The 26,411-nt window shown below is 71.1% G+C and carries 31 protein-coding genes; 17 read left to right on the top strand and 14 right to left on the bottom strand.

Annotated features, from left to right (window positions below; genetic code table 11):
• Positions 1-55: 55 nt before the first annotated feature.
• Positions 56-619, top strand: coding sequence for a TIGR03086 family metal-binding protein (locus AB0O28_RS32935; protein WP_363646473.1), 564 nt, complete (start codon positions 56-58; stop codon positions 617-619).
• 163 nt (positions 620-782) lie between these two features.
• On the opposite strand, the gene AB0O28_RS32930 is transcribed toward AB0O28_RS32935, so the two are convergent.
• Positions 783-1,112, bottom strand: a complete 330-nt coding sequence (locus AB0O28_RS32930) for a hypothetical protein (protein WP_363646472.1) — start codon at positions 1,110-1,112, stop codon at positions 783-785.
• 108 nt (positions 1,113-1,220) lie between these two features.
• On the bottom strand, positions 1,221-2,111 hold the full coding sequence (locus tag AB0O28_RS32925) for a CDP-diacylglycerol diphosphatase (RefSeq protein ID WP_363646471.1): 891 nt from the start codon (positions 2,109-2,111) through the stop codon (positions 1,221-1,223).
• Positions 2,112-2,699: 588 nt separating this feature from the next.
• On the opposite strand from AB0O28_RS32925, the gene hemW reads away from it, so the two are divergent.
• Positions 2,700-3,920: a radical SAM family heme chaperone HemW gene (hemW, locus tag AB0O28_RS32920; RefSeq protein WP_363646470.1), complete on the top strand. Its 1,221-nt coding sequence runs from the start codon at positions 2,700-2,702 to the stop codon at positions 3,918-3,920.
• A 5-nt stretch (positions 3,921-3,925) separates the two neighbouring features.
• Here hemW and AB0O28_RS32915 read toward each other — a convergent pair whose 3' ends face one another.
• The 3 genes from AB0O28_RS32915 to AB0O28_RS32905 form a co-directional block, all read right to left on the bottom strand.
• Positions 3,926-4,336: a DUF4870 domain-containing protein gene (locus AB0O28_RS32915; protein WP_363646469.1), complete on the bottom strand. Its 411-nt coding sequence runs from the start codon at positions 4,334-4,336 to the stop codon at positions 3,926-3,928.
• Between the two features lie 83 nt (positions 4,337-4,419).
• Positions 4,420-5,223 (bottom strand): DUF3097 domain-containing protein, encoded by an 804-nt coding sequence (locus tag AB0O28_RS32910; RefSeq protein ID WP_363646468.1) that lies wholly within the window; start codon positions 5,221-5,223, stop codon positions 4,420-4,422.
• Between the two features lie 18 nt (positions 5,224-5,241).
• Positions 5,242-5,904 (bottom strand): hypothetical protein, encoded by a 663-nt coding sequence (locus AB0O28_RS32905; RefSeq protein WP_363646467.1) that lies wholly within the window; start codon positions 5,902-5,904, stop codon positions 5,242-5,244.
• 212 nt (positions 5,905-6,116) lie between these two features.
• Here AB0O28_RS32905 and hrcA point away from each other — a divergent pair, with 212 nt between their 5' ends.
• Genes hrcA through AB0O28_RS32890 form a run of 3 tightly spaced genes read left to right on the top strand, consistent with a single transcriptional unit; the run spans position 6,117 to position 9,011 of the window.
• A complete protein-coding gene (gene hrcA, locus AB0O28_RS32900) occupies positions 6,117-7,130 on the top strand; it encodes a heat-inducible transcriptional repressor HrcA (RefSeq protein ID WP_363646466.1) in 1,014 nt (337 codons plus the stop codon).
• Positions 7,131-8,267: a molecular chaperone DnaJ gene (dnaJ, locus tag AB0O28_RS32895; protein ID WP_363646465.1), complete on the top strand. Its 1,137-nt coding sequence runs from the start codon at positions 7,131-7,133 to the stop codon at positions 8,265-8,267. It begins immediately after the preceding gene.
• A gap of 9 nt (positions 8,268-8,276) precedes the next feature.
• The gene (locus AB0O28_RS32890; RefSeq protein WP_363646464.1) at positions 8,277-9,011 is read left to right on the top strand and encodes a 16S rRNA (uracil(1498)-N(3))-methyltransferase; all 735 of its coding nucleotides are present in this window, start codon (positions 8,277-8,279) and stop codon (positions 9,009-9,011) included.
• Between the two features lie 15 nt (positions 9,012-9,026).
• On the opposite strand, the gene AB0O28_RS32885 is transcribed toward AB0O28_RS32890, so the two are convergent.
• Positions 9,027-9,710: a hypothetical protein gene (locus tag AB0O28_RS32885; RefSeq protein ID WP_363646463.1), complete on the bottom strand. Its 684-nt coding sequence runs from the start codon at positions 9,708-9,710 to the stop codon at positions 9,027-9,029.
• Positions 9,707-10,186 carry a SigE family RNA polymerase sigma factor gene (locus AB0O28_RS32880; protein WP_111697223.1) on the bottom strand — a complete coding sequence of 160 codons (480 nt, stop codon included), beginning with the start codon at positions 10,184-10,186 and terminating at the stop codon, positions 9,707-9,709. The genes AB0O28_RS32885 and AB0O28_RS32880 overlap by 4 nt, the downstream gene beginning before the upstream one ends.
• A 298-nt stretch (positions 10,187-10,484) precedes the next feature.
• Between AB0O28_RS32880 and AB0O28_RS32875 the strand changes: the two genes are divergently transcribed.
• The 7 genes from AB0O28_RS32875 (at position 10,485) to era (ending at position 15,900) form a co-directional block, all read left to right on the top strand.
• Entirely contained in the window at positions 10,485-10,829 is a 345-nt protein-coding gene (locus AB0O28_RS32875) for a histidine triad nucleotide-binding protein (protein ID WP_363646462.1), read from the top strand.
• Positions 10,830-10,883: 54 nt separating this feature from the next.
• Complete coding sequence (locus tag AB0O28_RS32870) at positions 10,884-11,906, top strand: PhoH family protein (protein WP_363646461.1); 1,023 nt, start codon at positions 10,884-10,886, stop codon at positions 11,904-11,906.
• A gap of 28 nt (positions 11,907-11,934) precedes the next feature.
• Positions 11,935-12,408, top strand: coding sequence for an rRNA maturation RNase YbeY (gene ybeY, locus AB0O28_RS32865; RefSeq protein WP_079312172.1), 474 nt, complete (start codon positions 11,935-11,937; stop codon positions 12,406-12,408).
• Positions 12,405-13,700 carry a hemolysin family protein gene (locus AB0O28_RS32860; RefSeq protein WP_363646460.1) on the top strand — a complete coding sequence of 432 codons (1,296 nt, stop codon included), beginning with the start codon at positions 12,405-12,407 and terminating at the stop codon, positions 13,698-13,700. Before ybeY ends, AB0O28_RS32860 begins: the two co-directional genes overlap by 4 nt.
• A gap of 277 nt (positions 13,701-13,977) precedes the next feature.
• Positions 13,978-14,649, top strand: coding sequence for a hypothetical protein (locus AB0O28_RS32855; RefSeq protein WP_363646459.1), 672 nt, complete (start codon positions 13,978-13,980; stop codon positions 14,647-14,649).
• Positions 14,646-14,981 carry a cytidine deaminase gene (locus AB0O28_RS32850; RefSeq protein ID WP_363646458.1) on the top strand — a complete coding sequence of 112 codons (336 nt, stop codon included), beginning with the start codon at positions 14,646-14,648 and terminating at the stop codon, positions 14,979-14,981. Before AB0O28_RS32855 ends, AB0O28_RS32850 begins: the two co-directional genes overlap by 4 nt.
• A gap of 1 nt (position 14,982) precedes the next feature.
• Positions 14,983-15,900: a GTPase Era gene (gene era / locus AB0O28_RS32845; RefSeq protein ID WP_363646457.1), complete on the top strand. Its 918-nt coding sequence runs from the start codon at positions 14,983-14,985 to the stop codon at positions 15,898-15,900.
• Between the two features lie 6 nt (positions 15,901-15,906).
• On the opposite strand, the gene AB0O28_RS32840 is transcribed toward era, so the two are convergent.
• The 7 genes from AB0O28_RS32840 to AB0O28_RS32810 all read right to left on the bottom strand — a co-directional run bounded on the left by AB0O28_RS32840 (position 15,907) and on the right by AB0O28_RS32810 (position 21,362).
• Complete coding sequence (locus tag AB0O28_RS32840) at positions 15,907-16,389, bottom strand: hypothetical protein (RefSeq protein WP_363646456.1); 483 nt, start codon at positions 16,387-16,389, stop codon at positions 15,907-15,909.
• 10 nt (positions 16,390-16,399) lie between these two features.
• On the bottom strand, positions 16,400-17,230 hold the full coding sequence (locus AB0O28_RS32835) for an urease accessory protein UreD (RefSeq protein WP_363646455.1): 831 nt from the start codon (positions 17,228-17,230) through the stop codon (positions 16,400-16,402).
• A gap of 5 nt (positions 17,231-17,235) precedes the next feature.
• Positions 17,236-17,928 (bottom strand): urease accessory protein UreG, encoded by a 693-nt coding sequence (gene ureG, locus AB0O28_RS32830; RefSeq protein ID WP_363646454.1) that lies wholly within the window; start codon positions 17,926-17,928, stop codon positions 17,236-17,238.
• A gap of 43 nt (positions 17,929-17,971) precedes the next feature.
• On the bottom strand, positions 17,972-18,934 hold the full coding sequence (locus AB0O28_RS32825; protein WP_363646453.1) for an urease accessory UreF family protein: 963 nt from the start codon (positions 18,932-18,934) through the stop codon (positions 17,972-17,974).
• Between the two features lie 91 nt (positions 18,935-19,025).
• Entirely contained in the window at positions 19,026-20,744 is a 1,719-nt protein-coding gene (locus tag AB0O28_RS32820) for an urease subunit alpha (protein ID WP_363646452.1), read from the bottom strand.
• Positions 20,737-21,063: an urease subunit beta gene (locus AB0O28_RS32815; RefSeq protein ID WP_363646451.1), complete on the bottom strand. Its 327-nt coding sequence runs from the start codon at positions 21,061-21,063 to the stop codon at positions 20,737-20,739. Before AB0O28_RS32815 ends, AB0O28_RS32820 begins: the two co-directional genes overlap by 8 nt.
• Positions 21,060-21,362 (bottom strand): urease subunit gamma, encoded by a 303-nt coding sequence (locus AB0O28_RS32810; protein WP_363646450.1) that lies wholly within the window; start codon positions 21,360-21,362, stop codon positions 21,060-21,062. Before AB0O28_RS32810 ends, AB0O28_RS32815 begins: the two co-directional genes overlap by 4 nt.
• Positions 21,363-21,583: 221 nt before the next feature.
• Between AB0O28_RS32810 and urtA the strand changes: the two genes are divergently transcribed.
• The 5 genes from urtA to urtE all read left to right on the top strand — a co-directional run bounded on the left by urtA (position 21,584) and on the right by urtE (position 26,263).
• Positions 21,584-22,771: an urea ABC transporter substrate-binding protein gene (gene urtA, locus AB0O28_RS32805; protein ID WP_363646545.1), complete on the top strand. Its 1,188-nt coding sequence runs from the start codon at positions 21,584-21,586 to the stop codon at positions 22,769-22,771.
• Between the two features lie 85 nt (positions 22,772-22,856).
• Positions 22,857-23,711, top strand: coding sequence for an urea ABC transporter permease subunit UrtB (gene urtB / locus AB0O28_RS32800; protein ID WP_363646449.1), 855 nt, complete (start codon positions 22,857-22,859; stop codon positions 23,709-23,711).
• Positions 23,708-24,811: an urea ABC transporter permease subunit UrtC gene (gene urtC / locus AB0O28_RS32795; protein WP_363646448.1), complete on the top strand. Its 1,104-nt coding sequence runs from the start codon at positions 23,708-23,710 to the stop codon at positions 24,809-24,811. Before urtB ends, urtC begins: the two co-directional genes overlap by 4 nt.
• The gene (urtD, locus tag AB0O28_RS32790) at positions 24,808-25,584 is read left to right on the top strand and encodes an urea ABC transporter ATP-binding protein UrtD (RefSeq protein ID WP_363646447.1); all 777 of its coding nucleotides are present in this window, start codon (positions 24,808-24,810) and stop codon (positions 25,582-25,584) included. Before urtC ends, urtD begins: the two co-directional genes overlap by 4 nt.
• Complete coding sequence (gene urtE, locus AB0O28_RS32785; protein WP_363646446.1) at positions 25,571-26,263, top strand: urea ABC transporter ATP-binding subunit UrtE; 693 nt, start codon at positions 25,571-25,573, stop codon at positions 26,261-26,263. Before urtD ends, urtE begins: the two co-directional genes overlap by 14 nt.
• Positions 26,264-26,411 lie beyond the last annotated feature (148 nt).

Genomic DNA, 26,411 nt, shown 5'->3' with positions numbered 1-26,411 from the left:
CGTATGTTAGCTTGTGACCGTAAGTTAACGGCCGTTAGGTTAGAAAAGGTAGGACATGAGCGACATCGTCGGGCAGATCGACCGCGCCATCGCCATGACGGCGGGCATCGTGAAGGGCATCGGAAGCCACCAATGGGATGCGGCCACGCCGTGTTCGGGGTGGGACGTGCGCGCCGTGCTCAATCACACCGTGGGCGGCGTGCGCATCTTCGCCGCGGAGCTCACCGGCGCCGACGCGGGAGCCGATCACGAGGCCGAGTGGCTCGGCGACGACCCGCAGGCGGCCTTCGCCGCCGCCGCGGACGCCGACCGGGATGCGTGGCACAGAGAAGGAGCACTCGGCCGCACGGTGCGCATCTCGCTCGGCGCGCTGCCCGGGCCGATGGCCGCGGTGATCCACTTCACCGAGATCCTCGTCCACGGCGTCGACCTCGCCGTCGCCACCGGCCAGGAGGACCGGGTGGACGAGCGGCTCTGCGAGGAACTGCTGGCGGTGATGCACGGCATGGGCGGCATCGACGACTACCGGCTGCCCGGTGTCTTCGGCCCCGAGGTCGCCGCGCCCGCGGAGGCGCCCGCGCACCGGCGACTGCTCGCCTACCTCGGCCGCACGCCGTGACCACCCTGGCTGCCCGTCAGCCCGGCTCCCTCCAGGTCGCCGTAGCCCGCCTTGGCCTTGATCGGATTACGTGTCATCTCGGGGATCCCGGCCCCCCAGCCCCGATGTGGGGGCGCGTGGCGCGGCAGGGACCTTCGGCGGGAAGCCCCGCGCACCGGGCGCATCAGAGCAGAGGGAGGTTCACCCGGCGCCCTGAGCCGAACTCGCCGGCCTCATCATCAGTGACCATGGCGAACGCGCCGTGGGGCACCCCGTCCAGGGCCGCTGCACGCGAAGCGACGCTCAAGAGCGTGTCTTCATCCGCACCGGTGATGAAGAAGACGTACACATCGCCGAACTCCTCGCTGTCGTCGAAGACCTCCGCCTGCCCTTGCTCCTCTATCCCGAACAGAAACTCGTCGATTTCGTCGATCCAAGGGAAGGCGTAGGCGGTCTCCGGAAGAGACTCGCTGTCATGCAGCGGAACGTGGATCTCCACAACCAGGTTGGCCATGAGCCAATGGTGCCGCAATGATCGATGGATCGCTTTCGCTGCCCACGGGTGCGCCCGGCCGCGCATCCGATGGCGGCAGGGCTGGATCGCCGGGCGAGCGGTGACGGCTCAAGGATGCATGAGAAGCAACGGGTCGCAGGTGTCGGTTCCGACCAGATTAGGGTTGTTCGGGTCCCGCACACTCTTGTCGCTGTTGACGATGTAATAGCCTCCGGCGGGCCGAGGTATCACGATCAGCGTTTGATACTGCATGAGCGCCTGGGCCTTGGCGGTGGTTCCCCCATGCCCGAGGGCGTGCTTCAGCATGGTCCTGAGCATGGCGAAGAGATTGTCGTGGTGGAATCCCGGCCAGATGAGCACTCGGTAGGTGTGCGGAATGATCCCGAGATTCTGGCTGAGACCCCGGATCGAAACGCGCGAGTACATCCAGTGCGCCACGGTTCTAACGGCCAGGTGGTCCTGGGCGACGAGGTCCTGCAAGGACTCCCTTCGCGCCCGTGCCATATGGATGTGCAGCTGGTTGAAACCTCTGGCCTGCTTCGAGTTGATGCCCAATCCCACCGGCGTGGGCACCACGGTGGGAGGCTGGGTGGCATAGTAGTCCGCGGCACTCCAATAATTCGGTGCACTGCTGCCGCAGATCCAGGAACACTCGATCCCGCTGATCCGCTGAGTGGGAACGAGAATATAGTTGATGTACTTCTTCTTGCTCTTGGTGCCGCCCATCACCACGTAGTCGGCATGGTTCTGCCGGCAGGTGTTGTTGCTGTGACACTTCTGGCTGAGCCGCCAGAGGGAGTCCGAGTCGGTGGTCTTGCCGCACTCCTTGGGATCAGGCCCTTTGCCGAGTTGCGATGAAGGCGCGGCCAGCGCGTGCTCGGCATCGGAAAGTATGCCTATGCTCGCGAGCACGCCAGTGCCCGCCAGGCTGGAGAACTGGATGAACCGGCGCCGCGTCAGCTCCCTCGCCTCGTCGTCCGCCCGGTCGCTGTCACACATGGTTACCCCCGATAAACCTGCGTCTGAAGCCGCTTGTCGCGATCTGTGCGTGTACTGCGGCTCCGGCCGTGTCCGAGACCGGAAACGCTCGTGGGCCGAGGGTTCGAGCAGCGTGTTCGCGACGCCCCTGCCCATGAATTGAAGATCGACGCACTCGGCCGGGTTGATCCCCTCCCGATCGGCGAATAAAAGCGACTGGCGCAGCCTTGAGTTTCCGCGGGAAAGATCGGAACACTTCCCCCGGGTGCTGGGGGGATCACCGGGTGTTCCACTCCGCGGCGTGCACGGCGACTGGCCTCAAGAGGGCGATGATTTGTCATGGCGTTGTGCGGCGGCCGCGTGGGCGCGCATTAGAATAATCCGGCACGACATATCGCGCGATATGGGGCGAGTGTGACAAAGGTGGATAGCGTCACTCTGCTCCACTCGGTCGCGCGAAAGCGGGTAAATCGCCGGTGGAAGGATCCCCAGGGGCCGTGCGTCCTGGTGGCGGCCTTGCTCGTGACAAATCCGCCTGAATTGCCGCGACCGTAGACCCGATGATCAGGGCGTCGATGGCAGGGCGCGAGTGACGGCAGACTGGAGAGCGTGCCTTCAGTGCTTCCCGACGGAGATCCCGTCCCCGCGAGCGGCGAACTGCCGTCCGGGGCCCTCGACGGGCTCGGTTCCCGTCCGTTCGGCTTCTACGTCCATGTGCCGTTCTGCGCGACGCGCTGCGGCTACTGCGACTTCAACACCTACACGTCCGCGGAGCTCGGCCCCGGCGCCGCGCAGCGTGACTACGCCGCGACCGCGGTCGAGGAAATACGGCTGGCCCGGCGCGTGCTGGGAGACGCCGCGCCGCCCGTGGAGACCGTCTTCTTCGGCGGCGGCACGCCGACCCTGCTGCCCGCCGCCGACCTCGTACGGATCCTCGACGCCATCGGCGAGGAGTTCGGCCTGCGGCCGGACGCCGAGGTGACGACCGAGGCCAATCCCGAGTCCGTCGACCCGGCCTATCTCAAGGAACTGCGGGCGGGCGGGTTCACCCGGGTGAGCTTCGGCATGCAGAGCGCGGGCGAGCACGTCCTCGCCGTCCTCGACCGGCGGCACACCCCCGGCCGGCCCGCCGAGGCCGTACGCGAGGCTCGCGCGGCCGGGTTCGAGCACGTCAACCTCGACCTCATCTACGGCACGCCGGGGGAGAGCGACGACGACTGGCGGGCCAGCCTGGCGGCCGCGCTGGCGGCCGGGCCCGACCACGTCTCGGCGTACTCCCTGATCGTCGAGGACGGCACCCGGCTCGCCGCCCGGATCAGGCGCGGCGAGCTGCCGATGCCGGACGACGACGTGGCGGCCGACCGCTACCTGATCGCCGAGGAACTGCTGACCGCCGCCGGCCTGAGCTGGTACGAGATCTCCAACTGGGCGGCGGGCGACGAGGCGCGCTGCCGCCACAACCTGCTCTACTGGACCGGCGGTGACTGGTGGGGGGCCGGGCCGGGGGCGCACAGCCACGTCGGCGGCACCCGCTGGTGGAACGTCAAGCATCCCGCGGCGTACGCCGCCCGCCTGGCGGCCGGGACATCGCCCGCGCACGCCAGGGAGGTGCTGGCGGCGGAGGACAGGGCCGTCGAACGGATCATGCTGGAGCTGCGCCTCGCCTCGGGATTCCCGCTCGCCGGCCTCGCCCCCCAGGCACGTACGGCCTGCGCGCGGGCGCTGGCTGACGGGCTGCTCGAAGTGGAGGCGTTCAAGGCGGGCCAGGCCGTGCTCACGCTGCGCGGCAGGCTGCTCGCCGACGCCGTCGTCCGCGACCTGACCCCGTAGGACGGTCAGAAGACGGCCGCGGTGAGGGGATACCGGAAACTCTTCCCGCTCCGGGCGGCGATCGCCCCGACGGCGCCCATCACGAGGCCGTACACCCAGACGATCAGGAACACCACGAAGATGCCGAGCAGGGAGCCGACGAACAGCGTCAGCCAGTTCACGATCAAGCAGATGATCACCATTGACAGGGTGAGCCAGAAGTTCAGCGCCTGCGCCGCCTGGTGGCGCACGTAGGGGGACCGGCGCCCGCGGGTGTAGTAGACCAGCAGTATCCCGACCATGCCCAGTGGCCAGGAGACCAGGTTGGCCAGCCCGAACAGGTGTGCCCGCGACGCAACCCTCGCGTCGTCGCTGCCCTGCCTCGGGCCGGGCCGGGAGGCGTACGGCTGACCGGGGATCTCGCTCCGCTCGCTCATGATCGCCTCTCATGCTCGGGTCGATTCGAGGCCGGACGGTGTCCGGCCCGTCGTGCGAGGTCAGAACGGCAGGGCGGGGGCCTTCACGAGGCCGTCACGAAGTCGATGAGCTCCTCCACCCGGCCGAGCAGCTCGGGCTCCAGGTCGGCGTAGGTCGTCACCCGGCCGAGGATGTGCCGCCACGCCTCCTGGGGGTCCATCCGCCAGCCGAGCGCCGCGATCACGCCTTCCTTCCAGGGCACGCCGCGCGGCACGTCCGGCCAGGCCGGGATGTCGAGCACCCGGGGCTTCACGGCCTGCCAGATGTCCACGAACGGATGGCCGACCACGAGCACCTCGTCACCGGAGACCCGGGCGGCGATGCGGCTCTCCTTGGAACCGGGCACCAGGTGGTCCACGAGCACGCCGAGCCGCCTGCCCGGCCCGGGGGCGAACTCCTCGACGATCGCGGGGAGGTCGTCGACGCCCTCCAGGAACTCGACGACGACCCCCTCCACCCGCAGGTCGTGCCCCCAGATCTTCTCGACCAGCGAGGCGTCGTGCACGCCCTCGACGTAGATGCGGCTCTCCCTGGCGACCTGCGCGCGCAGGCCCTCGACCGCGATCGATCCCGAGGCGCTCCGCAGCGGCCCCTTCGGGCCGGCTTGGGGGCGCACCAGCGTGACCGGTTCGCCGTCGAGGAGGAACCCGGCGGGGGTCAGCGGGAACACCCGCCGCCGGCCGAACCGGTCCTCCAGCGTCACGGCCTCCTTGTCGCAGGCCACCACGGCGCCGCAGAAGCGGCCCTCGGCGTCCTCGACCACGAGGTCGGGCTCGGCCGGGACCTCGGGGATCCGCCCCCGCCGTGGCCGCCGCCAGTCTCCGGAAAGCACGTCCCGCCCGTACATGCGGGGAACGCTAGCAAATCACGCCATGCGGCGGCGGGCTCCGGAACGGCGCACCAGCACGACGATCGTCACGATCACCGCGGCCAGGAATCCGACGACGGGCAGCGCCAGCAGCGCGAGCGCACCGCCCACCAGTTTGCCGATGTCGCCGGTGAGCTGCTTGCCGACGCCGAACCTCACCCCGTCGCCGTCGCAGGCGACCTGGTAAGTGCCCGCCTGCGGGACGTCGGCCTCGAACAAAAGCTCCCAGGTGGTGCCGTTCAGCGCGACCGTCTGCGAGGCGGCCGGCCGGGTCAGCCGTAGCCGCGGGTCGGCGCCGTCGCCGAGCCGGCAGCTGACGTCGGTGGGCTGGTCGACCGCCGCGTAGATGGCGGGCTTGTCCGCGGGGTCGAGCGCGACGCTCACCGCCTCCCCGCCGGAGAAGGTCGTGGTGGGCGCGATGTCGCCGATCGTGGAGAACAGGCCGCCGGCGAAACCGCCCACCCCCGCCACCAGCAGGACGAGGAAGAGCGCCCAGGAGAGAAAGACCCACAGCAGGCGGGGCCGGATGGGCCGGGAGCCGCCGTACGGCGGGGGAACGGGGTGCGGCATCCGCAGGGTCGCGCCGGGCGGCGCGGCGGGCGCGGGGCGGGGGACCCGCATGGTGACGTCGGCCGGAGCGGGGTTCTGATTCTCGTACATGAAGTGAAGAATCGACCATGCCACTTGCCGTCGATTTGCAGCCCGCTTGTCCCGGTGCCCTGCGCTGTCCCGGTGCCCTGCGCTGTCCCGGTGCCCTGCGCTGTCTTGGCACCCACTGCGTTATCGCACCACGTGGGGTGGTAGCCGTACACTTGGCACTCGGGAACACAGAGTGCCAGAGTCGGTGTTTCCAGGCACAGGGAGGTGACACATTGCTCGACGACCGCAAGCTCGCCGTTCTGCGCGCCATCGTCGAGGACTACGTGTCCACCAACGAGCCGGTGGGGTCCAAGGCCCTGGCGGACAGGCACAATCTTGGCGTCTCCCCGGCGACGATCCGCAACGACATGGCGGCGCTGGAGGAGCAGGGATACATCACCCAGCCGCACACCAGTGCCGGCAGGGTGCCGACCGACAAGGGATACCGCCTGTTCGTCGACCGGCTGTCGCAGATCAAGCCGTTGTCGAGCGCGGAGCGCAGGGCCATCGAGACCTTCCTCGCCGGGGCGGTGGACCTCGACGAGATCGTCATGCGCACGGTGCGGCTGCTCGCGCAGCTGACCCGTCAGGTCGCGGTGGTCCAGTACCCCTCGCTCACCAGGTCGTCGGTACGCCATGTGGAGATCGTCCCGCTCGCGGAGCGCCGGGTCATGCTGGTGCTGATCACGAACACGGGGCGCATCGAGCAGCGGGTGGTCGACCTGCCCGAGGCCGTCGGCGACGACCGCATCGCCAACCTGCGCGCCGTGCTCAACTCGTGCCTGGACGGGTGCGGGCTGTCGCAGGTGCCGGATACCGTGGCCGACATCCCCGAGCGGCTGCCGCCCGAGGACAGGCCGGCGGCGGCCACGATCCTTTCCGTGCTGCTTGAGACGCTCGTGGAGCGGCACGAGGAGAAGATCGCCTTCGCCGGAACGGCCAATCTGGCGGTGGCCGACTTCAGCGCCGGCCTGCGTGGCGTGCTGGAGGCGCTGGAAGAGCAGGTCGTCCTCATCCGCCTGCTGGGCGAAACCGGCGGGCTGTCCGACATCACCGTCCGAATCGGATCCGAGAACCCCTACAGCGGGCTGCGTGGCACCTCCATCGTGGCCGCCGGGTACGGTTCGGGCGACCAAGAATTGGCCCGGCTCGGAGTGCTGGGCCCGACACGAATGGACTATCCGGTGACGATGGGTGCGGTACGCGCGGTGGCGCGGTACGTCGGCCAGATCCTGGCGGGGTCATAAGTGTCCAACGACTACTACGCGACCCTTGGCGTACGGCGCGACGCCAGCCAGGAAGAAATCAAGAAGGCGTATCGCCGTCTTGCCCGTGAGCTGCATCCGGACGTCAATCCCGACCCGGAGACCCAAGAGCGGTTCAAGGAGATCAACCAGGCGTACGAGGTGCTGTCCGACGCGGGCAAGCGCCGCATGTACGACATGGGTGCCGACCCGTTCGGCGGCGCGGGGGCCGGGGCCGGGGCCGCCGGCTTCGGCGCGGGCTTCCCGTTCAGCGACATCATGGACGCCTTCTTCGGCTCGGCGGGCGCGACGCGCGGGCCCCGCTCGCGTGCCCGCCGGGGCCGCAACGCCACCATCCGGGTCGAACTCGACCTGTCGGAGTCGGCCTTCGGCACGACCCGCGAGATCACGGTCGACACGGCCGTGCTCTGTGACGTCTGCCAGGGCTCGGGGGCGGCGTCCGGCACCCACCCCGACACCTGCGACATGTGCCACGGGCGCGGTGAGGTCTCGCAGGTGACCCGTTCGTTCCTCGGACAGGTCATGACCTCCCGTCCCTGCCCCCAGTGCGGCGGGTACGGCAGCGTCATCCGGCACCCCTGCATGGAGTGCTCGGGCGAGGGGCGGGTCAGGACCCGGCGCACGATCAAGGTGAGGATCCCGGCCGGGGTCGAGGACGGCACGCACATCCAGCTCGCCGGCGAGGGCGAGGTCGGCCCCGGCGGCGGCCCCCCCGGAGACCTGTTCCTGGAGATCGTCGAGCGGCCGCACAAGATTTTCGAGCGGCGCGGCGACGACCTGCACTGCACCGTCCACATTCCGATGACCGCCGCCGCGCTCGGCACGTCGCTGACGGTCGAGACCCTCGACGGCGACGAGCAGATCGACGTGCGGCCCGGCACCCAGGCCGGTCAGGTCATCCCCATGTACGGCAAGGGCGTCCAGCGGCTGAACGAGACCGGCAGGGGCGACCTGCTGATCCACGTGAACGTCGAGACACCGGCCAAGCTCGACCCCCAGCAGGAGGAACTGCTGCGCGAGCTGGCGAAGCTGCGCGGGGAGGAGCGGCCGCCCGGCAAGTTCTCCCCGGGCCAGCAGGGCTTCTTCTCCCGCCTGCGAGACGCCTTCAACGGCCGCTGAGCTGATCGGATGACTGTTCCCGTGTTCCTGTCGGACGCGGCCGGGCGGCCGGCGGACACGTTCGTCCTCGACGGGCCGGAGGGGCGGCACGCCGCGGCCGTGCGCCGCCTGCGGCCCGGGGAGCGGATCGACGTGACCGACGGCGCCGGGCGGGTGGCCGAATGCACCGTCTCGACGGCCGGCAAGGACTCGCTGACCGTCGAGGTGCTGCGCCGGTTCGAGGTTCCGCCGCCCCGGCCGAGGCTGGTGGTCGTGCAGGGCCTGCCCAAGGGCGACCGGGGCGAACTCGCGGTCGAGATGATGACCGAGGCCGGGGTGGACGTGATCGTTCCCTGGGCCGCCGCCCGCTGCGTCACACAGTGGAAGGGCGACCGGGCAGCCAAGGCCCTCGCCCGCTGGCGCGGCACCGCCCGCGAGGCGGCCAAGCAGGCCCGGCGTTTCCATCTGCCCGAGGTGACCGAGCAGGCGACGACGGCGGCGGTCGGCTCGCTCGTCTCCGCCGCGGCGCTCGCGGTCGTGCTGCACGAGGAGGCCGCCGAGCCGCTGAGCCGCCTGGCCCTGCCGCAGGAGCCGGGCGACATCGTGATGATCGTGGGCCCGGAGGGCGGCGTCACCGAGGAGGAGATCGCCGCGTTCCGGGCCGCGGGAGCCGTGCCGGCCCTGCTGGGGCCGACGGTGCTGCGCACGTCGACGGCGGGCGTGGCCGCGGCCGCCGTCCTGCTGTCGCGCTGCGGCCGCTGGTGACCGGCCGAGCGCCCGTCAGGAGGCGGGCGACTCGGTCGCCGAGTTGGGTGTGAACGTCTCCGTGGGCGTCGGGGCCTGGGTGGTCGCCGTAGGCGCCGCCGTGGTGGGCCGGGCCGTGGTGGGCCGGGCCGTCGGAGGGCGCGGCGAGGCCGTGGGCGTCACCGCGGGCGGCTGCGTCACCGAGGTCGGCGAGCACGTCGGCGGGAGGGGCGTGTCGGGCTCGATCACCCCGGGTTCGGAGGCCGGCGTGACGCAGGGATCGGACGGCGACGGCGACGGCCGGGTGGTCACGCCCGCCCTGTGCGTCGGGGACGGGGCCGGCCGCGCGCGCGACGGGCTCGGAGCGATGGGCACGACCACCTCGGGCCGGGACGGCGCCACGTTGGGGGGCCGGCTCACGGACGAGGTCGTCGGCTCGTCCTTGTGCTCGTTGCGGACGTCGAGGATGCCGGTCTGCTGCCCCACCTGCTCACGCAGGTCGGGAACGAGGGCGACGACCGCGCCCGCCGTGAGCACGGCACCGGCGGCGGCCGCTCCTATGCGCCACCACAGCAGGCCACGCAGGCCGCGCAGGCCGCGATGGTCGATCCGCCTGCGAATGATCTCGAGTCCATCGGGAGACGGCACGACCGAGTCCGCCTCCGCGCGCAGGGTACGGCGGAGCAACTCGCCGTACTCGTCGTCGGGAGGGAAGGTCATGAGAACTGCTCCAGTGCCATCCGTAGTGCGGCCATGCCGCGGGCCGTGTGACTCTTCACCGCGCCCTTGCTGATACCCATCGCGTGCGCGATCTCGGCCTCCGACAGGTCGCCGTAATATCGCAGCACCAGCGCCTCGCGCTGGCGGGTCGGTAAGCCGCGGAGCGCCTCGATGACGGCCGAGCGTTCCAGTTCGCCGATCGCGCCGTTCTCCGCGCTCGGCGCGTCCGGCAGCCCCTTCGGCGCGTACTTCTCGACGACCGCGCGGTGCCGCAGCACGGAACGCGATCGATTCACGACCGATTGGCGAAGATAGGCCAGTGCCTTGTCGGTGTCTCTCAGCCTGCGCCAGGCGCCATGGAGGGCGACGAACGCGTCCTGAACGACTTCTTCCGCGCTGGCCACGTCACGGACCAGCAGCACGGCGAGACGCACCAGTGACCGATAGTGAGCGCTGTAGAGCGCCGTCACGGCCATGTCGGCATCCCATCCGACGGGCACCGTCCCCAACGACCTGTCGGCCACGAGGGTCTCGGTGGTCACATCGATAGGACGCTCGTCATCCCCGGGGGGTTTACGTTCTTCCGAATCATGAGGGGGCATGGCCCAGCGGTGTCCTCGCCCGACACTAGGGGGGTTGTGTTCGTGCAGTCTCGCACACTCACACTAGCCGGGGGGATCATTGCAGTCATCAACTACCGTCAACGGCCGGTGCCGCGACCGACATGATTCGCCACGGGGCGAAGATCGGGGGGAGGGGCACTAGGCTTCTCGCGTGAGCGACTGCCTCTTCTGCAAGGTCGTGGCCAAGGAGATCCCGGCGGACATCGTCCTGGAAGCCGGGCGGGCGCTGGCCTTCCGTGACATCAATCCGCAGGCCCCCACCCACGTCCTCGTCGTGCCCAAGGCCCATCACGAGAACGCCGCCGCGCTGGCCGCGGCCGACGACGGCCTCGCCGACGACCTGCTCAAGGCGTGCCACGCGGTCGCCGTACAGGAGGGCGTGGCCGAGACCGGCTACCGCATCGTGTTCAACACCGGCCCCGGCGCGGGGCAGACCGTCTTCCATGTCCACGCGCACGTGCTCGGCGGCCGGGACCTCACCTGGCCCCCCGGCTGAGCGGCTAAAGTGGGGAGGGAACTAGGGAGGCGATCAGGGCCGCAAGGGCCGCCCATGTCCGAGTCACAGCAAATCAACAAGACCCAGGCCAAGGTAGTCATCCCCGAGGGGCAGCCGATGGTCAGCCTCCTCGGGTCGGGTGACGAACTGCTGCGGGTCATCGAGGGCGCCTTCAGCGCCGACATACACGTGCGGGGCAACGAGATCACGATCACCGGCAGTCCCGAGGAGAGCGGCGTCGTCGTACGCCTCTTCGAGGAGCTGGTGGAGCTGGTCGGCTCGGGTGCCGAGTTGTCCCCCGACGCGGTCGAGCGCAGCATCCACATGCTGCGGCAGGCCACCGAACGTCCGGCCGAGGTCCTGTCCCTGGACATCCTGTCCGCGCGGGGCCGGACCATCCGCCCGAAGACGATCAACCAGAAGCGGTACGTCGACGCGATCGACAGGCACACCATCGTCTTCGGTATCGGGCCCGCCGGCACCGGCAAGACGTACCTGGCGATGGCGAAGGCCGTGAAGGCCCTGCAGAACAAGCGGGTCAACCGGATCATCCTCACCCGTCCCGCCGTCGAGGCGGGGGAGCGGCTCGGTTTCCTGCCGGGCACGCTCTACGAGAAGATCGACCCGTACCTGCGGCCGCTGTACGACGCGCTGCACGACATGCTCGACCCCGATTCGATTCCCCGCCTGATGTCGGCCGGGACGATCGAGGTCGCGCCGCTCGCCTACATGCGCGGCCGGACGCTCAACGACGCCTTCATCATCCTGGACGAGGCGCAGAACACCTCGCCCGAGCAGATGAAGATGTTCCTGACCAGGCTCGGGTTCAATTCGAAGATCGTGGTCACCGGTGACGTGACCCAGATCGACCTGCCCGGCGGCCAGGACAGCGGGCTGAAGGTCGTGCAGCACATCCTCGAGGGCATCGAGGACATCCATTTCAGCAGGCTGACCAGCGCCGACGTCGTACGGCACAAGCTGGTGAGCGACATCGTCGACGCCTACGGCCGATACGACGCGGCGATGGCCTCGGAGCCCCGCGCGATCAACAAGCGGCCGCGGAACAACCGGCGGTGAGCGCGACCATGACGGGTGAGGAGACCCCGTGAGCATCGAGGTGGCCAACGAGTCCGGCGTCGAGGTCGACGAGTCGGCGCTGGTCGAGCTGGCCGGACACGTCCTCGGCCGGATGGGGATCAACCCGCTGGCCGAGCTGTCGATCCTGGTGATCGACGAGGCGGCGATGGCCGAGCTGCACGAGCAGTGGATGGGCGAGCCGGGCCCGACCGACGTGCTGGCCTTCCCCATGGACGAGCTGCGGCCCAACGTCGGCGGCCGGGACGAGGACGCGTCCCCCGACCCGGCGCTGCTCGGCGACGTGGTGCTGTGCCCCCAGGTGGCGGCCAAGCAGGCCGCCGAGGCCGGGCACAGCGCGCAGGACGAGCTGGAGCTGCTGTGCACGCACGGCATCCTGCACCTGCTCGGCTACGACCACGCCGAGCCCGAGGAGCACGCCGAGATGTTCGGACTGCAGGACGAACTGCTCGGCGCCTGGCGGGAGGTGCGGCGTAAGCCGTGAGCAACGGCTGGCTGCTTTCCGCCGTCTTCCTGATCGTGGCCGGCGGCCTGCTGGCGAGCGCGGAGACGGCGCTGACCCGCATCTCCCGGGTGCGCGCGGAGGAGTTCGTCAAGGAGGGCCGGCGCGGCGCGGTGCGGCTGCAGGCGATCGTCGCCGACCCCCCGCGCTACCTCAACCTGGTGCTCCTGCTGCGCCTGAGCTGCGAGCTCGTCGCGACGGTGATCACGACGCTGCTGTTCATCGACTGGCTCGGCGACCGCGGACAGGCGTACGCCGTGGCGGCCGTGGTGATGATCCTGGTGAGCTACGTCATCGTCGGGGTCATGCCGCGTACGCTCGGCCGCCAGCACGCCGAGCCGGTCTCGCTGGCGAGCGCGCCCATCGTGTACGGCCTGACCCGGATCTTCGGGCCGCTGCCCGAGCTGCTGATCCTGCTGGGCAACGCGCTCACCCCCGGCAAGGGCTTCCGCGAGGGCCCGTTCACCTCGGAAGCCGAGCTGCGTGACCTCGTCGACCTGGCCGAGCAGCGCAGGGTCATCGAGCCCGACGAGCGGGAGATGATCCACTCGGTCTTCGAGCTGGGTGACACGCTCGTGCGCGAGGTCATGGTGCCGCGCACCGACATAATCTTCATCGAGCGCGGCAAGACGCTGAACCAGGCGCTGTCGCTGGCCCTGCGCAGCGGGTTCTCCCGCATCCCCGTGGTGGGGGAGAACGAGGACGACGTGGTGGGCATCGCGTATCTCAAGGACATCGTCCGCCGCATCCAGGACACCGGCGACGGCGGCGTGCGGGTGGACGAGCTCATGCGCCCCGCGACGTACGTGCCGGAGAGCAAGCCCATCGACGAACTGCTGCGCGAGATGCAGGCGCGGCAGATCCACCTCGCCATCGTCATCGACGAGTACGGCGGCACCGCCGGCCTCGTCACCATCGAGGACGTCATCGAGGAGATCGTCGGAGAGATCGCCGACGAGTACGACCAGGAGGCCCCGCGGGTCGAATGGCTGGACGACGGGGCGGTGCGGGTGACCGCGCGGCTGCCGATCGACGAACTCGGCGAACTGTTCGACACCGAGATCGAGGCCGAGGACGTCGACACGGTCGGCGGCCTGCTGGCGCACGCCCTGGGCCGGGTGCCGATCGCGGGCTCGGAAGCGGTGGTCGGCGGCCTGCGCCTGACGGCGGAGAACCTGGCGGGACGCCGCAACCGGATCAGCACGGTCGTCGTGCGCCGCGAGGAGCCGGCCACCGACGACGAGGTCGTGGCCGCCGGCGCCGACCACGAGTGACGGCTCACCGCGCTGCGCTGCAAGCGGCTTTCAACCGATCTGCAAGCGTGCTCCGCCACTGTTGTCCCAGGCGCTCAGAAGGGGTTCGGGGCGCCTCGTTGGGGAGTCCGGCGCGCCGGGAGGGGGTTCGCGGCGCACCGGAGCCTCTCATGGGGGGATCCGTGATCGGTGCGGGGCTCTCACCCCACTGGGGGTGAGAGCCCCGTATTGATTACACAATGTGATTACCCGCTCGCGGTCCGGGGAAGGAAAACCCCGGCAAAGCGGGGAGGCGGGTATGCGGATCGTCCACGCGGCCGTCGCGGGCTGCCTGGTGCTGGCCACCGGCGCCTGCGGCACGGGCGGCGTCACGTACGCCGCCGCCAGAGCCGCCGTCAGGGCCCCCGGCAAGGGGGGAGACGCGGTCCGGCAGCGGACGGTGCTCGGCAGGATGGACGGACTCCCCGAGGGGTTCTTCAGCCACGCGCGGGCGCCCTGGCGTCCGCCGTTCCGTCCTCGCTCCCGCGCGTGCCGCCTGCTGTTCGACGCGGCGGCGGGCAGACCGCCGCGCGAGGGGCTCAGCGGCTCGACCGCCGCCACCTACCAGGCCGCGCACGCCGGCGAACTCGCCGGGATCGGTGTCGCCGTCTACGACGGCGGTGAGGCGGCCGGGCACCTCGCCGCGCTCCGCGACGCCCTCTCCCACTGCGCGAGGGCCGACGGCGGCACGCCGTACGACCGCCTGACGGCGGCGCGGACGCCGCTGCCCGGCATCGGGGGCGCGGACGCGGCCGCCCGCGCGCTGACCGGCCGGGTCGGCGGCTACCCCTACCGCATGCACCTGGTCGTCGCCCGTTCCGGCCACACGCTGATCGCGCTCGTGCACGCGGGCCTGACCCCGCCCGACCCGGCTCGTACGGCCGAACTGACACGGTTGCTCGTGCGCGAGGTCGGTACGCTTGACGCGTGACAGAGACGCTGGACCCCGAGGACAACAAGATCATTACGCTGGCCAGGTCGGCGCGGGCGCGTGGCGGCACCCCCGAGGGCGCGGCGGTGCGCGACGAGACCGGCCGGACGTACGCCGCGACCACGGTGGACCTGCCCTCGCTCCGGCTCTCGGCCCTTCAGGCGGCCGTGGCCATGGCCGTGTCCAGCGGGGCGAAGTCGCTGGAGGCGGCGGCGGTCGTCACCGCCTCCGACGAAGCGGCGGAGCAGGACCTGGCCGTCGTCGAGGACATGGGCAACGGCACGCTGTTCCTCGCCGCCCCCGACGGATCGCTGAAGGGCCGGTACATCTGACGTGGACCTGAACGCCGAACCCAGCGGTTTCCGTGCGGGCTTCGCCTGCTTCGTCGGCAGGCCCAACGTCGGCAAGTCGACGCTGATGAACGCCCTCGTCGGCACCAAGGTGGCGATCACCTCGTCCAAGCCGCAGACCACGCGGCGGGCCATCCGCGGCATCGTCCACCGGCCGGACGCCCAGCTGGTGATCGTCGACACCCCCGGCTTCCATCGTCCCCGTACGCTGCTCGGGGAGCGGCTGGACAGCCTGGTGCTGTCCACGCTCACCGAGGTCGACGTCATCGGGTTCTGCGTCCCGGCCAACGAGCCGATCGGCAAGGGCGACCGGTTCATCGTCGACAAGCTCGCCGCCGTCAAGAAGACCCCGGTGGTCGCCATCGTCACCAAGTGCGACCTGGCCACCCGCGAGCAGGTCGCGCACCAGCTTCTCGCGGTGTCCGCGCTGGCCGAGTTCGCCGAGATCGTCCCGGTGTCCGCGCAGGGCGGCGAGCAGCTCGACGTCATCGCCGACGTGCTCGTCAAGCGGCTGCCGGAGTCGCCTCCGCTGTACGCCGGCGGGGAGCTGACCGACGAGCCGGAGCAGGTGCTGGTCGCCGAGCTGATCCGGGAGGCCGCGCTGGAGGGCGTACGCGACGAGCTGCCCCATTCGATCGCGGTGGTCGTCGAGGAGATGCACCCCCGGGAGGGCCGCGACGACCTCCTCGACGTGTACGCCCACATGTTCGTCGAGCGGCCCTCGCAGAAGGCCATCGTGATCGGCCCGGGTGGCGCGCGACTCAAGGACGTGGGCACCCGCGCACGGCAGCAGATCGAGGCGTTGCTCGGCACCCGGGTCTACCTCGACCTCCGGGTGAAGATCGCCAAAGAGTGGCAGCGCGACCCCAAGCAGCTGCGGCGTCTCGGCTTCTACGACTGACGGGCCTCAGCGGCGGCGCAGCAGCGCGGCGGCGGCCAGGACGGCCAGCGCGACCGAGGCCACCAGGCCGGCGAACCAGCCGTACTGGATCGTCGGGTGCACCCGCAGCAGCCCGGAGACCTGGAAGTCGAGCCGGCCCACGAGGTCGCGGGGGTCGGCGAGGAACATGGCCAGCGCGAAGGCGGCCACCGCGCCGGGCAGGATCGCCAGCCCGGTGAACAGCCAGCTTCGCGCCGCGCCGAGCACGCCGAGCAGCATCGCCGTGATCCCGGCGCCGAGCACGAACCAGCCGGGACCGGCGTCCACTCCCCGCACGGCGTGCGTGAGCGACGCGTCGAGAATGCCGAACTCGGCGGTGAGTCCCGCCCAGGGAAGCAGCGCGGTCACCGCCAGCGCGAACCCCGCGACGAACACGCCGGCGGCCCGCAGGACGCCGGCCACGCTGGTGCCTCGCCTCGGCCCGCCGGGATGCTGCGTGGGGTGCGACACGATCACCAGGCTACGGCCAGGGGCGGCCGGTTTCAGCCCCTGGCGTGCCCAGGAGCCCGTCCAGGCCGGTCGGGGCCGGTGACGGGACGGCGGCCGCGGCCTCCTCGCCGCGCCGCAGCCGCTCCCTGAGCTGGACCGCGTCCGCGCCGAGCGCGCACACCTGCACGCCGGGACCGGCCAGCGGCAGCGCGGCCCAGCCGTCCCCCAGCACGACCCGCCGCTCGCGCTTGTCGTCGGGCACGGTGCGCGGAGCCCAGGCGGGTCCCGCGAGGAGGGTGGAGCCGACGCACCGCGCGTCCCCGTAGACGGCCGGGCTGCCGTCCACCGGCTCCTCGCCGACCAGGAGGTCCTGGCGGAGCAGGGGCCGTCCGGCCACGGTCGCGTCGAAGCGCGCGTGGCCGCGCCCCGGCCGTTCGCCGTGCCGCCCGAACACGAGCTCCTCCCTCCAGAAGACCGTGGCGTCCTCGGCGAGCGAGAGCCGTACGACGAGGCGGTGGGCGCATCCGGCGGCGAGGACGGTCGGCTCGGGGGAGAAGCACAGGGTGGCGCCCGCGCCGACCCGTGCCCGCACGACCATGGCCGAGGGGGCGTCCGCGAGACCGGGCAGCACCAGCGTGGCGGCCACCGAGCGGACCTCCAGCGAGGTGCCTGGAGCGACGTCCACGCCGAGTTCGAGCTGGTCGCCGCGCAGCGGGCCTGCGCCCGTCGAGACGAGGTGGACCCGCCTCGGGCCGGTCTGCCGCAGCGTCAGCGGCGGGTCGGACCGGAGCGTTTCGAGGCGGGTCCGGCCTCCGCCCGCGGCCTCCGTCCTGATCAGCGCACGCGCGGTGACGGCCGTCATGGCGGTCAGGACGCCGGGGCGGCGTGGTGGTGCGGTCGCCTGTGCTCGCGCCGCCAGGCGTCGACCATGTGCGTCACCCACTCCGCCACGCTGTGCGCGCCCTTGTCCTCCCGGATCGACGTGAACAGCACCGGCTTGCCGTCCCGCACGGCCGCCGCGTCGCGGGACATCACGGTCAGGTCGGCGCCGACCATCGGCGCGAGGTCGGTCTTGTTGACGACGAGCAGGTCGGCCGAGGTCACCCCCGGCCCGCCCTTGCGGGGCACCTTGTCGCCGCCCGACACGTCGAGCACGAAGATCTGCCGGTCGGCCAGGCCCCGGCTGAACGTCGCGGTCAGGTTGTCGCCGCCGCTCTCGACGATCACGAGGTCGAGCGGCCCGAACCGCTCTTCCAGCGTCTCGACGGCGTCCAGATTGGCCGCGATGTCGTCGCGGATGGCGGTGTGCGGGCAGCAGCCGGTCTGCACCGCGAGGATCCGTTCGGGGTCGATGACCCCCGCGCGGCGCAGGAAGTCGGCGTCCTCGGTGGTGTAGATGTCGTTGGTCACGACCCCGAGCCGCAGGGACGGCCCGAGGCCGCGGCACAGCGCCGCCACCAGGGCGGTCTTGCCGCTGCCGACCGGCCCGCCGATGCCGAGGCGCAGAGCCCGGCCGTGTGGCTCGGCCGGATCGTGGAGGTCGTCGTGGTGAGCGCCCATGTGGGAGCCTCGTCTTTCTTCGGCGATGGCCGATGAGGGAATTTCAGGAGACGAAGAGCTTCATCGGATTGGTCAGGTGTCCCTCCGCGAGGAGGTCGAGCGCGGGCGCGCCGTGCCCGGGCAGCGCGTGCCATCGAGTCGGCCACGCCGCGTTCCGCCTGGGCTGCCGTCCGGAGTCGTGCCCGGGATGGTGTCCCGAGTGACGTCCCGCATGCTGTCCCGGCTCGCGCTCGTCCGATTCCTCGTCCGCCGGGACCGCGTCGTCCAGCGACGCGCAGGCGGCGCGGGCCACGTCCTCGAGCGCGGGCGCGAGGCCGGCGAGCAGGCGGTGGACGGCGACCGGATCGAGGCCGAGGAGCCGCACGGCCGCCGTGGCCGGGGCGGTGACCGAGGTGTAGGCGGCGGCCAGCGCGGCCTGACGGGGAGTGCAGCCCGCCGAGGCAGCCACCGCGCCGAGCACGACGGGGTGGTGGGGGCCCTCCGGCAGGGCCCGCGCGACCGTGTCCAGGGCGGCCGAGGGCCACATCGGGCGAGCCGTACGCAGCAGGAGCCGCCCCTGGGTGCGGGCGGCCTCCCGCTGGGCGGGCGAGGCGACCCTGGCGTCGGCCTCGGCGTCCAGCCGCCGCCACAGCGCGGCGCCGTCCGCGGCGCCGTCCGTGTGCGGTGCCTCCGGGGCGCGGGTGGCACCGGGTTCTCGCCCGGCACTGCCGCTGCGGGTGGGAGTTCCGGGCGCGCTGCCGGGGGTGGTGTCCGCGACCGTTTCGGCGGCGTTGTCGGTGGTGTCTTCGGCGTCGTTTTCGGCGGTGGCCAGTTCGCACGCGGCGGCGGCGAGGGCGGCGGTGACCAGGCCGGCGGTGGCGAGCCTGCCGCGCAGGAACCGCGCCAGGTCGCCGGTGCCGGTGACCGTGCCCAGCCGCACGGCCTCCTCCACGCCGCCGGAATGGGCGTGCCCGCCCGCCGGCAGCCGGGAGTCGGCCAGCAGCAGCAGCGCCGCGTCCCCCTTCATGCCGGCGTCCCCTCTCATACCCGCGCCCCCCTCATGCCCGCCGCACCCCGCATAACCGGGGGCTTCTCTCACGCCCACGTCTCCTCGCCCGTCAGAAGAGGAAGTAGCGCTGCGCCATCGGCAGCGACTCGGCCGGGGCGGGCTCGATCAGCTCACCGTCCACGCGTACGGCGAAGGTGTCGGGGTCCACCCGGATGTCCGGCAGGGCGTCGTTGAGCGGCATCGCGTCCTTGCGCCGGGCGCGTACGTCGGCCACGGGAACCAGCCGCCTGCCCACGGCCAGGCGGCCCGCCAGGCCGTCCTCCAGCGCGAGCGGCGCGACGAAGTGCAGTGAGGTCGCGGCCGCGGTGGCCGGGACCGCGCCGAACATCGGGCGGGGGAGCACGGGCTGCGGCGTGGGGATCGACGCGTTCGCGTCGCCCATCTGCGCGTACGCGATGACGCCGCCCTTGACGACGAGGTCGGGCTTCACCCCGAAGAAGGCCGGGCTCCACAGGACGAGGTCGGCGAGCTTGCCGGGCTCCACCGAGCCGATCTCCGCGTCCAGGCCGTGCGCGATCGCCGGGTTGATCGTGTACTTGGCGACGTACCGGCGGGCGCGGAGGTTGTCGGCCGAGCCGTCGCCCGGCAACGCGCCGCGGCGCCGCTTCATCACGTGCGCCGTCTGCCAGGTACGGATGATCGTCTCGCCGACCCGGCCCATCGCCTGGGAGTCCGAGCCGATCATCGAGATCGCGCCCATGTCGTGGAGCACGTCCTCGGCCGCCATCGTCGTCGGCCTGATGCGTGACTCGGCGAACGCCAGGTCCTCCGGGATGGCGGGGTTGAGGTGGTGGCACACCATGAGCATGTCCAGATGCTCGTGGTGGGTGTTGACGGTGTGCGGCCGGGTCGGATTGGTGGACGACGGCAGCACGTTGGCGTGGGAGGCCACCGTGATGATGTCCGGGGCGTGGCCGCCTCCGGCGCCCTCCGTGTGATAGGCGTGGATCGCCCGGCCGTCGACGGCGCGCAGGGTCGACTCCACGAATCCCGCCTCGTTCAGCGTGTCGGTGTGGATGGCGACCTGCACCCCGGTGGCGTCGCACACCCGCAGGCACGCGTCGATGGCGGCCGGAGTCGTGCCCCAGTCCTCGTGCAGCTTGAAGCCCGACGCCCCGGCCCTGAGCTGTTCGAGCAGCCCCTCCTCGCTGACCGTGTTGCCCTTGCCGAGCAGGGCCACGTTGACCGGATAGGCGTCGAGGGACTCCAGCATCCGGCCGAGATACCAGGTGCCGGTCACCGTGGTGGCCTTCGTGCCCTCGGCGGGTCCTGTGCCGCCGCCGACGACCGTGGTGACGCCCGAGGCGAGCGCCTCGTCGAGGACCTGCGGGCAGATCAGGTGGACGTGTGAGTCGACCGCGCCCGCCGTGACGATCTTTCCGTTGGCCGCGAGGATCTCGGTGGACGGGCCGATGACGAGGTCCGGGTGGACGCCGTCCATGGTGTCGGGGTTGCCGGCCTTGCCGACGGCGGTGATCCGGCCGTCGCGCACGCCGATGTCGGCCTTGACCACGCCCCAGTGGTCGAGGATCACCGCGCCCGTGATGACGAGGTCGGCGGCGCCCTCGGCCCGCGTGGCGCGGGACTGCCCCATCGACTCGCGGATGACCTTCCCGCCGCCGAACACGGCCTCGTCGCCCGCCCCGGCGGAGCCCATCGACAGGTCGTCGGTCACCTCGACGTACAGGCCGGTGTCGGCCAGGCGCACCCGGTCTCCCGTGGTCGGGCCGTACAGCGCGGCGTAGCGGGCGCGTTCGACGCTAGACATCGGCCCTCCCGTCGAGCGGTCCGGCCCATTCGGGACGAAGGCCAGGTATGACGCGGTTCCCGGCGATCGGGACCAGCGTGACGTCGCGCTCCACCCCCGGCTCGAACCTGACCGCGGTGCCCGCCGGGATGTCGAGGCGGGTGCCCCAGGCCGCCTCGCGGTCGAACTCGAGGCCGGGGTTGGCGGCGGCGAAGTGGTAGTGCGACCCGACCTGCACCGGCCGGTCGGCGGTGTTGACGACTCTCAGGGTGATCCGCTCCCTGCCGGGGTTCAGCGGCACGTCGCCGTCGCCGCACAGGATCTCGCCCGGCGCGCTCATGTGATCGGGTGGTGGACGGTGACGAGCTTGGTGCCGTCGGGGAAGGTGGCCTCGATCTGCACGGACTCCAGCATCTCGGGCACGCCCTCCATGACGTCCTCGCGCCGCAGGATCTTGCGGCCGGCGTCCATCAGGTCGGCGACGCTGCGGCCGTCGCGGGCGCCTTCCAGGAGGAAGGACGCGATGAGGGCCGTCGCCTCCGGATGGTTGAGGCGAAGGCCGCGCTCCCTGCGCTCGCGGGCCACGCCCGCGGCGACGTGGATGAGGAGCCGTTCCTGTTCGTGTGGAGTTAGCCGCATGGCGGGACGATAAGTACCCGCGGTTTCCCCCGCGTTACCCGCTGATTTCGTATGCGTATCCGGACGGCGGTGAGCCTTCGCTAATGACTTGTTAACCGCCGGGATTTCGGCGGGAAATACCGCGCGCCCACCTTTGCGGCAGACGGATCGGCGCGGGGGCCGTAGCGGCAAGGGAGAGGCATTTGCGGAACTCAGTATGGCGCACTGGAGCGGCGGTCGCGCTGGCGGCCGCGACGCTCGCGGCCTGTGCCGGCCAATCGTCCGAAAATGACACGGCGGCCTCGTCCGGAGGCTCGGACACCATAAAAGTGGGGATTCTCCACTCGCTCAGCGGCACGATGGCCATCAGCGAGGTCACGGTCAGGGACGCGGAGCTGCTCGCGATCGACGAGATCAACGCGGCCGGCGGCGTGCTGGGCAGAAAACTCGAGCCCGTCGTGGAGGACGGCGCGTCCGACTGGCCCACGTTCGCGGAGAAGGCCACCAAGCTCATCGCACAGGACAAGGTCGCCACCGTCTTCGGCGGCTGGACGTCGGCGAGCCGGAAGGCGATGCTCCCCGTATTCGAGAAACGCAAGGCGCTGCTGTGGTATCCGGTGCAGTACGAGGGGCTCGAGAGCTCGCCGTACATCTTCTACACCGGCGCGACGACCAACCAGCAGATCGTTCCCGGGCTCGACTATCTGAAGGAGCAGGGCAAGAAGAAGCTTTTCCTCGTCGGCAGCGACTACGTCTTCCCGAGGACGGCGAACAAAATCATCAAGGCGTACGCCGCGGCGAACGGAATGGAGATCCTCGGCGAGGAGTACACCCCGCTCGGGCACACCGAATACAGCACGCTGGTCAACAAGATCGTCGAGGCGAAGCCGGACGCGGTCTTCAACACCCTGAACGGCGACAGCAACGTCGCGTTCTTCAAGCAGCTCAAGAGCACCGGGATCGGCGCCGACCGGATGCCGGTCATGTCGGTGTCCGTGGCCGAGGAGGAGGTCAAGGGGATCGGGGTCGACAACGTCGCCGGGCAGCTCGTGGCCTGGAACTACTACCAGACGACCGACACCCCGGCGAACGAGAAGTTCGTCGCCGCGTTCAAGGCGAAGTACGGCGCCGACAAGGTGACCTCCGATCCCATGGAGGCCGGATACAACGCCGTCTACCTGTGGGCCGAGGCCGTGAAGAAGGCCGGGAGCACCGACGTGGAGGCCGTCAAGAAGGCCGCCGGCGGGGTCGGCCTGGACCGGCCCGAGGGCAAGGTCACCATCGACGGCGACAACCAGCACGTGTACAAGACCGCGCGCATCGGGGTCGTCCAGCCGGACGGCCAGATCAAGGAGGTGTGGAAGTCCGGCGAACCGATCAAGCCGGATCCCTACCTCAAGACGTACTCCTGGGCCGGCGGCCTGGTGTGAACCGGGCCATGACCGTGTCGGCTGACGTGTACGGCCGTGACCGGGGCGCGACGCGTCCCGGCACGGGACATCGCCGGGAGGTGGCGTGGAAGGGGTGCTGAACCAGCTTCCGATCGGGCTGTCGATCGGAGCGGTCCTGCTGCTCATCGCCCTCGGGCTGACGTTCACGTTCGGGCAGATGGGCGTGATCAACATGGCCCACGGCGAGTTCATCATGGCGGGGGCCTACACGGCGTACCTGCTCCAGGGCGTGGGCTTCCTGGTCGCGCTCCCGGCCGCGTTCGTGGTCGCCGGGCTCATGGGCCTGGTGCTGGAGCGCACGCTGATCCGGCGCTTCTACGGGCGCCCGCTGGACACGCTGCTGCTCACCTGGGGCGTCAGCCTGATGCTCCAGCAACTGGCCCGGGACCTGTTCGGGGCGCCCAACGTGCAGGTCGCCTCGCCCGCCTGGCTGCGCGGCGGCATCGGGATCCTGCCGTACAACCGGTTGTTCATCATGGCGCTCGCGGTGCTGTCGGTGCTCGCGATCTGGGCGTACATGAACCGGACCGGGCAGGGGCGGCGCATGCGGGCGGTCATGCAGAACAGGAGGCTCGCGGCCACGAGCGGCATCGACACCGGGCGGGTCGACCAGCGGACGTTCTTCATCGGCTCGGGGCTCGCCGGGGTCGCTGGGGTCGCCCTCACGCTGATCGGCCCGGTCGGCCCCACGCTCGGGACGTACTACATCGTGGACGCGTTCCTCGTGGTCGTCGCGGGCGGCCTGGGACAGCTTCGCGGCGCGGTGCTGGCGGCGATCGGGCTCGGCCTGCTGAACTCCTACGCCGAGTTCTGGAGCGACGCCAGCCTCGCCAAGGTGGTGGTCTTCGTGGCGATCATCGGCTTCCTGCAGATCCGGCCGCAGGGGCTGTTCTTCGTCCGATCGCGGGCGCTGACATGACGGCCGTCGAGGCGCCCGCGGGGAGCACGCCCACCGCGACGCCGGACGTACGGGCCGGGCGCCGGTGGCAGGGCACGGCCGTGTTCGCGGGGGTGTTCGCGGCGGTGGCCGTGCTCGCCCTGGTGGTGGCGCCGCTGCTGCTGGAGCCGTTCCGTCTCGGCCTGCTGGCGAAGTATCTCTGCTACGCGATCGTGGCGCTGGGCATCGGCCTCGCCTGGGGGCAGGGCGGCATGCTGACGCTTGGACAGGGGGTGTTCTTCGGCCTCGGCGGCTACGCGATGGGCATGTATCTCAAGCTCAACGACGCCGCGGGCGACCTGCCCGACTTCATGGTCTGGAGCGGGGTGGAGAAGCTGCCCGCGCTGTGGAAGCCGTTCGGCAACCCGGTCTTCGCGCTGGCCATGGTCGTCGTGCTGCCGGTCGCGGTCGCGCTCCTGCTCGGCGCGCTGGTGTTCCGCCAGCGCGTACGCGGGGCGTATTTCGCGATCCTCACCCAGGCGCTGGCGGCCGCGATGGTGATCCTGCTGGTCGGGCAGCAGGGGCTGACCGGCGGCACGAACGGCCTGACCAACTTCTTCGACTTCTTCGGCCACGACGTGGCGGCCGACGAGACCCAGCGGGGCCTCTATCTGCTCGTGGCGGCCGTGCTCGGAGCGCTCTATTTGGGCGCGCGGCAACTCGTCCGCAGCCGGTTCGGCAGGTTGCTGCTGGCGGTCAGGGACGGCGAGGACCGGGTGCGTTTCCTCGGCTACAACCCGGCCACCGTGAAGACACTGACCTTCGCCGTGTCGGCGGGCATGGCCGGGATCGCGGGGGCGCTGTTCGTGCCCGTGGTCGGCATCATCTCGCCGGCCCTGCTCGGCGTCGTCCCCTCGCTCGAACTCGTCGTCGCGGTGGCGGTCGGCGGCCGGTTCGCGCTGGCCGGCGCGGTGCTCGGCGCGGTCGTCATGGGATACGCCCGGACGTACTTCAGCGAGGAGCTTCCGGACGCCTGGCTGTACCTGCAGGGCGCCCTGTTCGTGCTCGTCATGGCGCTGGCGCCCAAGGGCATCGCGGGCCTGGCCGCCAACCTCGTACGGAGAAGGGAGTCCCGGGCGTGAGCGAGGCGCTGTCAGAGACCGTGCTGCTGGAGATTCGGGGTCTCGAGGTCGCCTTCGGCGGCTTCCGGGCGCTCGACGGTGTGGACCTGACCGTCGGCCGGGGCGAGCTGCGCTTCCTGATCGGGCCCAACGGCGCGGGGAAGACGACCCTCATCGACGTGATCACGGGCCTGACCAGGCCCACCGGAGGCACCGTGCGGTTCGAGGGGCAGAGCCTCGTGGGCCGCAGGGAGCACGAGATCGTCCGGCTCGGCGTGGGCCGGACGTTCCAGACCTCGGTGGTCTTCGAGGAGCTCACCGTGCTGGAGAACCTCGACCTGGCCGCGTCGTTCCGCCGTCCCCTCTGGTCGCTGCTGCGCCGCGGGCGCGGGGTGCCGGAGGAGGTGGCGGCGGCGCTGGAGACGACCGGCCTGGCGGGCCTGGCGGGCAGCAGGGCCGGGGTGCTGTCCCATGGCCAGCGGCAGTGGCTGGAGATCGGCATGCTGATCGTCCAGCGGCCCCGGCTGCTGCTGCTCGACGAACCGGTCGCCGGCATGGCGCAGGACGAGCGCGAGCGCACCGGCGAACTGCTCACCGAGGTCGCCCGCGAGCACACCGTGGTCGTGGTCGAGCACGACATGGACTTCCTGCGCCGCTACGCCTCCCAGGTCACCGTGCTCCACGAGGGCAGGGTGCTGACGGAGGGCTCGGTGGAGGAGGTGCGGGCCGACCCGCGCGTGCAGGAGATCTATCTGGGACGGGCGAGGGAGGGTGCGGAGGATGCTGTCCGTTGAGGGACTGGAGTCGGGGTACGGCCGGGCCCGGGTGCTCTTCGGCGTCTCGCTTGAGGTGCCCGCGGGCCGCCTCGTCTGCGTGATGGGCCGCAACGGGGTCGGCAAGACGACCCTGCTCGACACCGTCATGGGCGTGCTCCCGGCGACCGGCGGAAGGGTGACCTTCGAGGGCAGGGACGTCACCCGGCTGCGCCCCGACCAGCGCGTACGGCTCGGCATGGGCTACGTGTCCCAGGGGCACGACACCTTCCCCCAGCTCAGCGTGATGGACAACCTCCTGGTCACGTTGGAGGCGTCCGCGCACCGCGACCGGGCGGCGCTGGAGGAGGCGCTGGAGGTCTTCCCCCGGCTCAAGCCGCTGCTCAAACGGCCGGCGGGTTTCCTGTCCGGCGGCCAGCAGCAGCAGCTCGCGATGGCCAGGGCCCTGGTGACCCGGCCGAAACTGCTGATCCTGGACGAGCCGACCGAGGGCATCCAGCCGTCGATCATCCTGGAGATCGAGGAGGCCGTCGAGCGCCTGCACGCGACCGGTCTCGCGATCCTGCTGGTGGAGCAGTACCTCGACCTCGCGCTGCGGATGGCCGAGGGGTTCGTGATCCTCGACGCCGGGCGGGTGGTCCGGTCCGGCCCGGCGCGGGAGCTCCAGGACGAGGAGGTCCACCGGCTGTTGTCCGTCTGAGCCCTGTCGCCGGCCGCGGCACCGCGCTTACCCTGGAGGGGAGGAAGCGATCGCACGTGTGAACGCCTTCGGCCGCGCCGGAGGCTCCGCGCCGCCGGAGCGGTGGGGGCCGTCCGGACCCGGCACTGCGCACGGCCCGACCGCTTCC

This window comes from Microbispora sp. NPDC088329 (genome assembly GCF_040685655.1).
Classification (GTDB): domain Bacteria; phylum Actinomycetota; class Actinomycetes; order Streptosporangiales; family Streptosporangiaceae; genus Microbispora.
This window is presented reverse-complemented; position numbering and strand designations above follow the sequence as displayed.

Excerpts from the sequence above, each read along its gene's own strand:
- AB0O28_RS32930 (WP_363646472.1), bottom strand. The coding sequence starts at position 1,112 with ATGGCCAACCTGGTTGTGGAGATCCACGTTCCGCTGCATGACAGCGAG.
- AB0O28_RS32915 (WP_363646469.1), bottom strand. The coding sequence starts at position 4,336 with ATGAGCGAGCGGAGCGAGATCCCCGGTCAGCCGTACGCCTCCCGGCCC.
- urtC (WP_363646448.1), top strand. The coding sequence starts at position 23,708 with ATGACGGCCGTCGAGGCGCCCGCGGGGAGCACGCCCACCGCGACGCCG.
- AB0O28_RS32825 (WP_363646453.1), bottom strand. The coding sequence starts at position 18,934 with ATGAAGGGGGACGCGGCGCTGCTGCTGCTGGCCGACTCCCGGCTGCCG.
- AB0O28_RS32880 (WP_111697223.1), bottom strand. The coding sequence starts at position 10,186 with ATGGCCGTGACGGCGCTCTACAGCGCTCACTATCGGTCACTGGTGCGT.
- AB0O28_RS32835 (WP_363646455.1), bottom strand. The coding sequence starts at position 17,230 with ATGACGGCCGTCACCGCGCGTGCGCTGATCAGGACGGAGGCCGCGGGC.
- AB0O28_RS32870 (WP_363646461.1), top strand. The coding sequence starts at position 10,884 with ATGTCCGAGTCACAGCAAATCAACAAGACCCAGGCCAAGGTAGTCATC.
- AB0O28_RS32855 (WP_363646459.1), top strand. The coding sequence starts at position 13,978 with ATGCGGATCGTCCACGCGGCCGTCGCGGGCTGCCTGGTGCTGGCCACC.
- AB0O28_RS32890 (WP_363646464.1), top strand. The coding sequence starts at position 8,277 with ATGACTGTTCCCGTGTTCCTGTCGGACGCGGCCGGGCGGCCGGCGGAC.
- AB0O28_RS32815 (WP_363646451.1), bottom strand. The coding sequence starts at position 21,063 with ATGAGCGCGCCGGGCGAGATCCTGTGCGGCGACGGCGACGTGCCGCTG.
- ureG (WP_363646454.1), bottom strand. The coding sequence starts at position 17,928 with ATGGGCGCTCACCACGACGACCTCCACGATCCGGCCGAGCCACACGGC.
- AB0O28_RS32925 (WP_363646471.1), bottom strand. The coding sequence starts at position 2,111 with ATGTGTGACAGCGACCGGGCGGACGACGAGGCGAGGGAGCTGACGCGG.
- AB0O28_RS32810 (WP_363646450.1), bottom strand. The coding sequence starts at position 21,362 with ATGCGGCTAACTCCACACGAACAGGAACGGCTCCTCATCCACGTCGCC.
- AB0O28_RS32935 (WP_363646473.1), top strand. The coding sequence starts at position 56 with ATGAGCGACATCGTCGGGCAGATCGACCGCGCCATCGCCATGACGGCG.
- AB0O28_RS32905 (WP_363646467.1), bottom strand. The coding sequence starts at position 5,904 with ATGTACGAGAATCAGAACCCCGCTCCGGCCGACGTCACCATGCGGGTC.
- AB0O28_RS32910 (WP_363646468.1), bottom strand. The coding sequence starts at position 5,223 with ATGTACGGGCGGGACGTGCTTTCCGGAGACTGGCGGCGGCCACGGCGG.
- AB0O28_RS32820 (WP_363646452.1), bottom strand. The coding sequence starts at position 20,744 with ATGTCTAGCGTCGAACGCGCCCGCTACGCCGCGCTGTACGGCCCGACC.
- AB0O28_RS32885 (WP_363646463.1), bottom strand. The coding sequence starts at position 9,710 with ATGACCTTCCCTCCCGACGACGAGTACGGCGAGTTGCTCCGCCGTACC.
- urtE (WP_363646446.1), top strand. The coding sequence starts at position 25,571 with ATGCTGTCCGTTGAGGGACTGGAGTCGGGGTACGGCCGGGCCCGGGTG.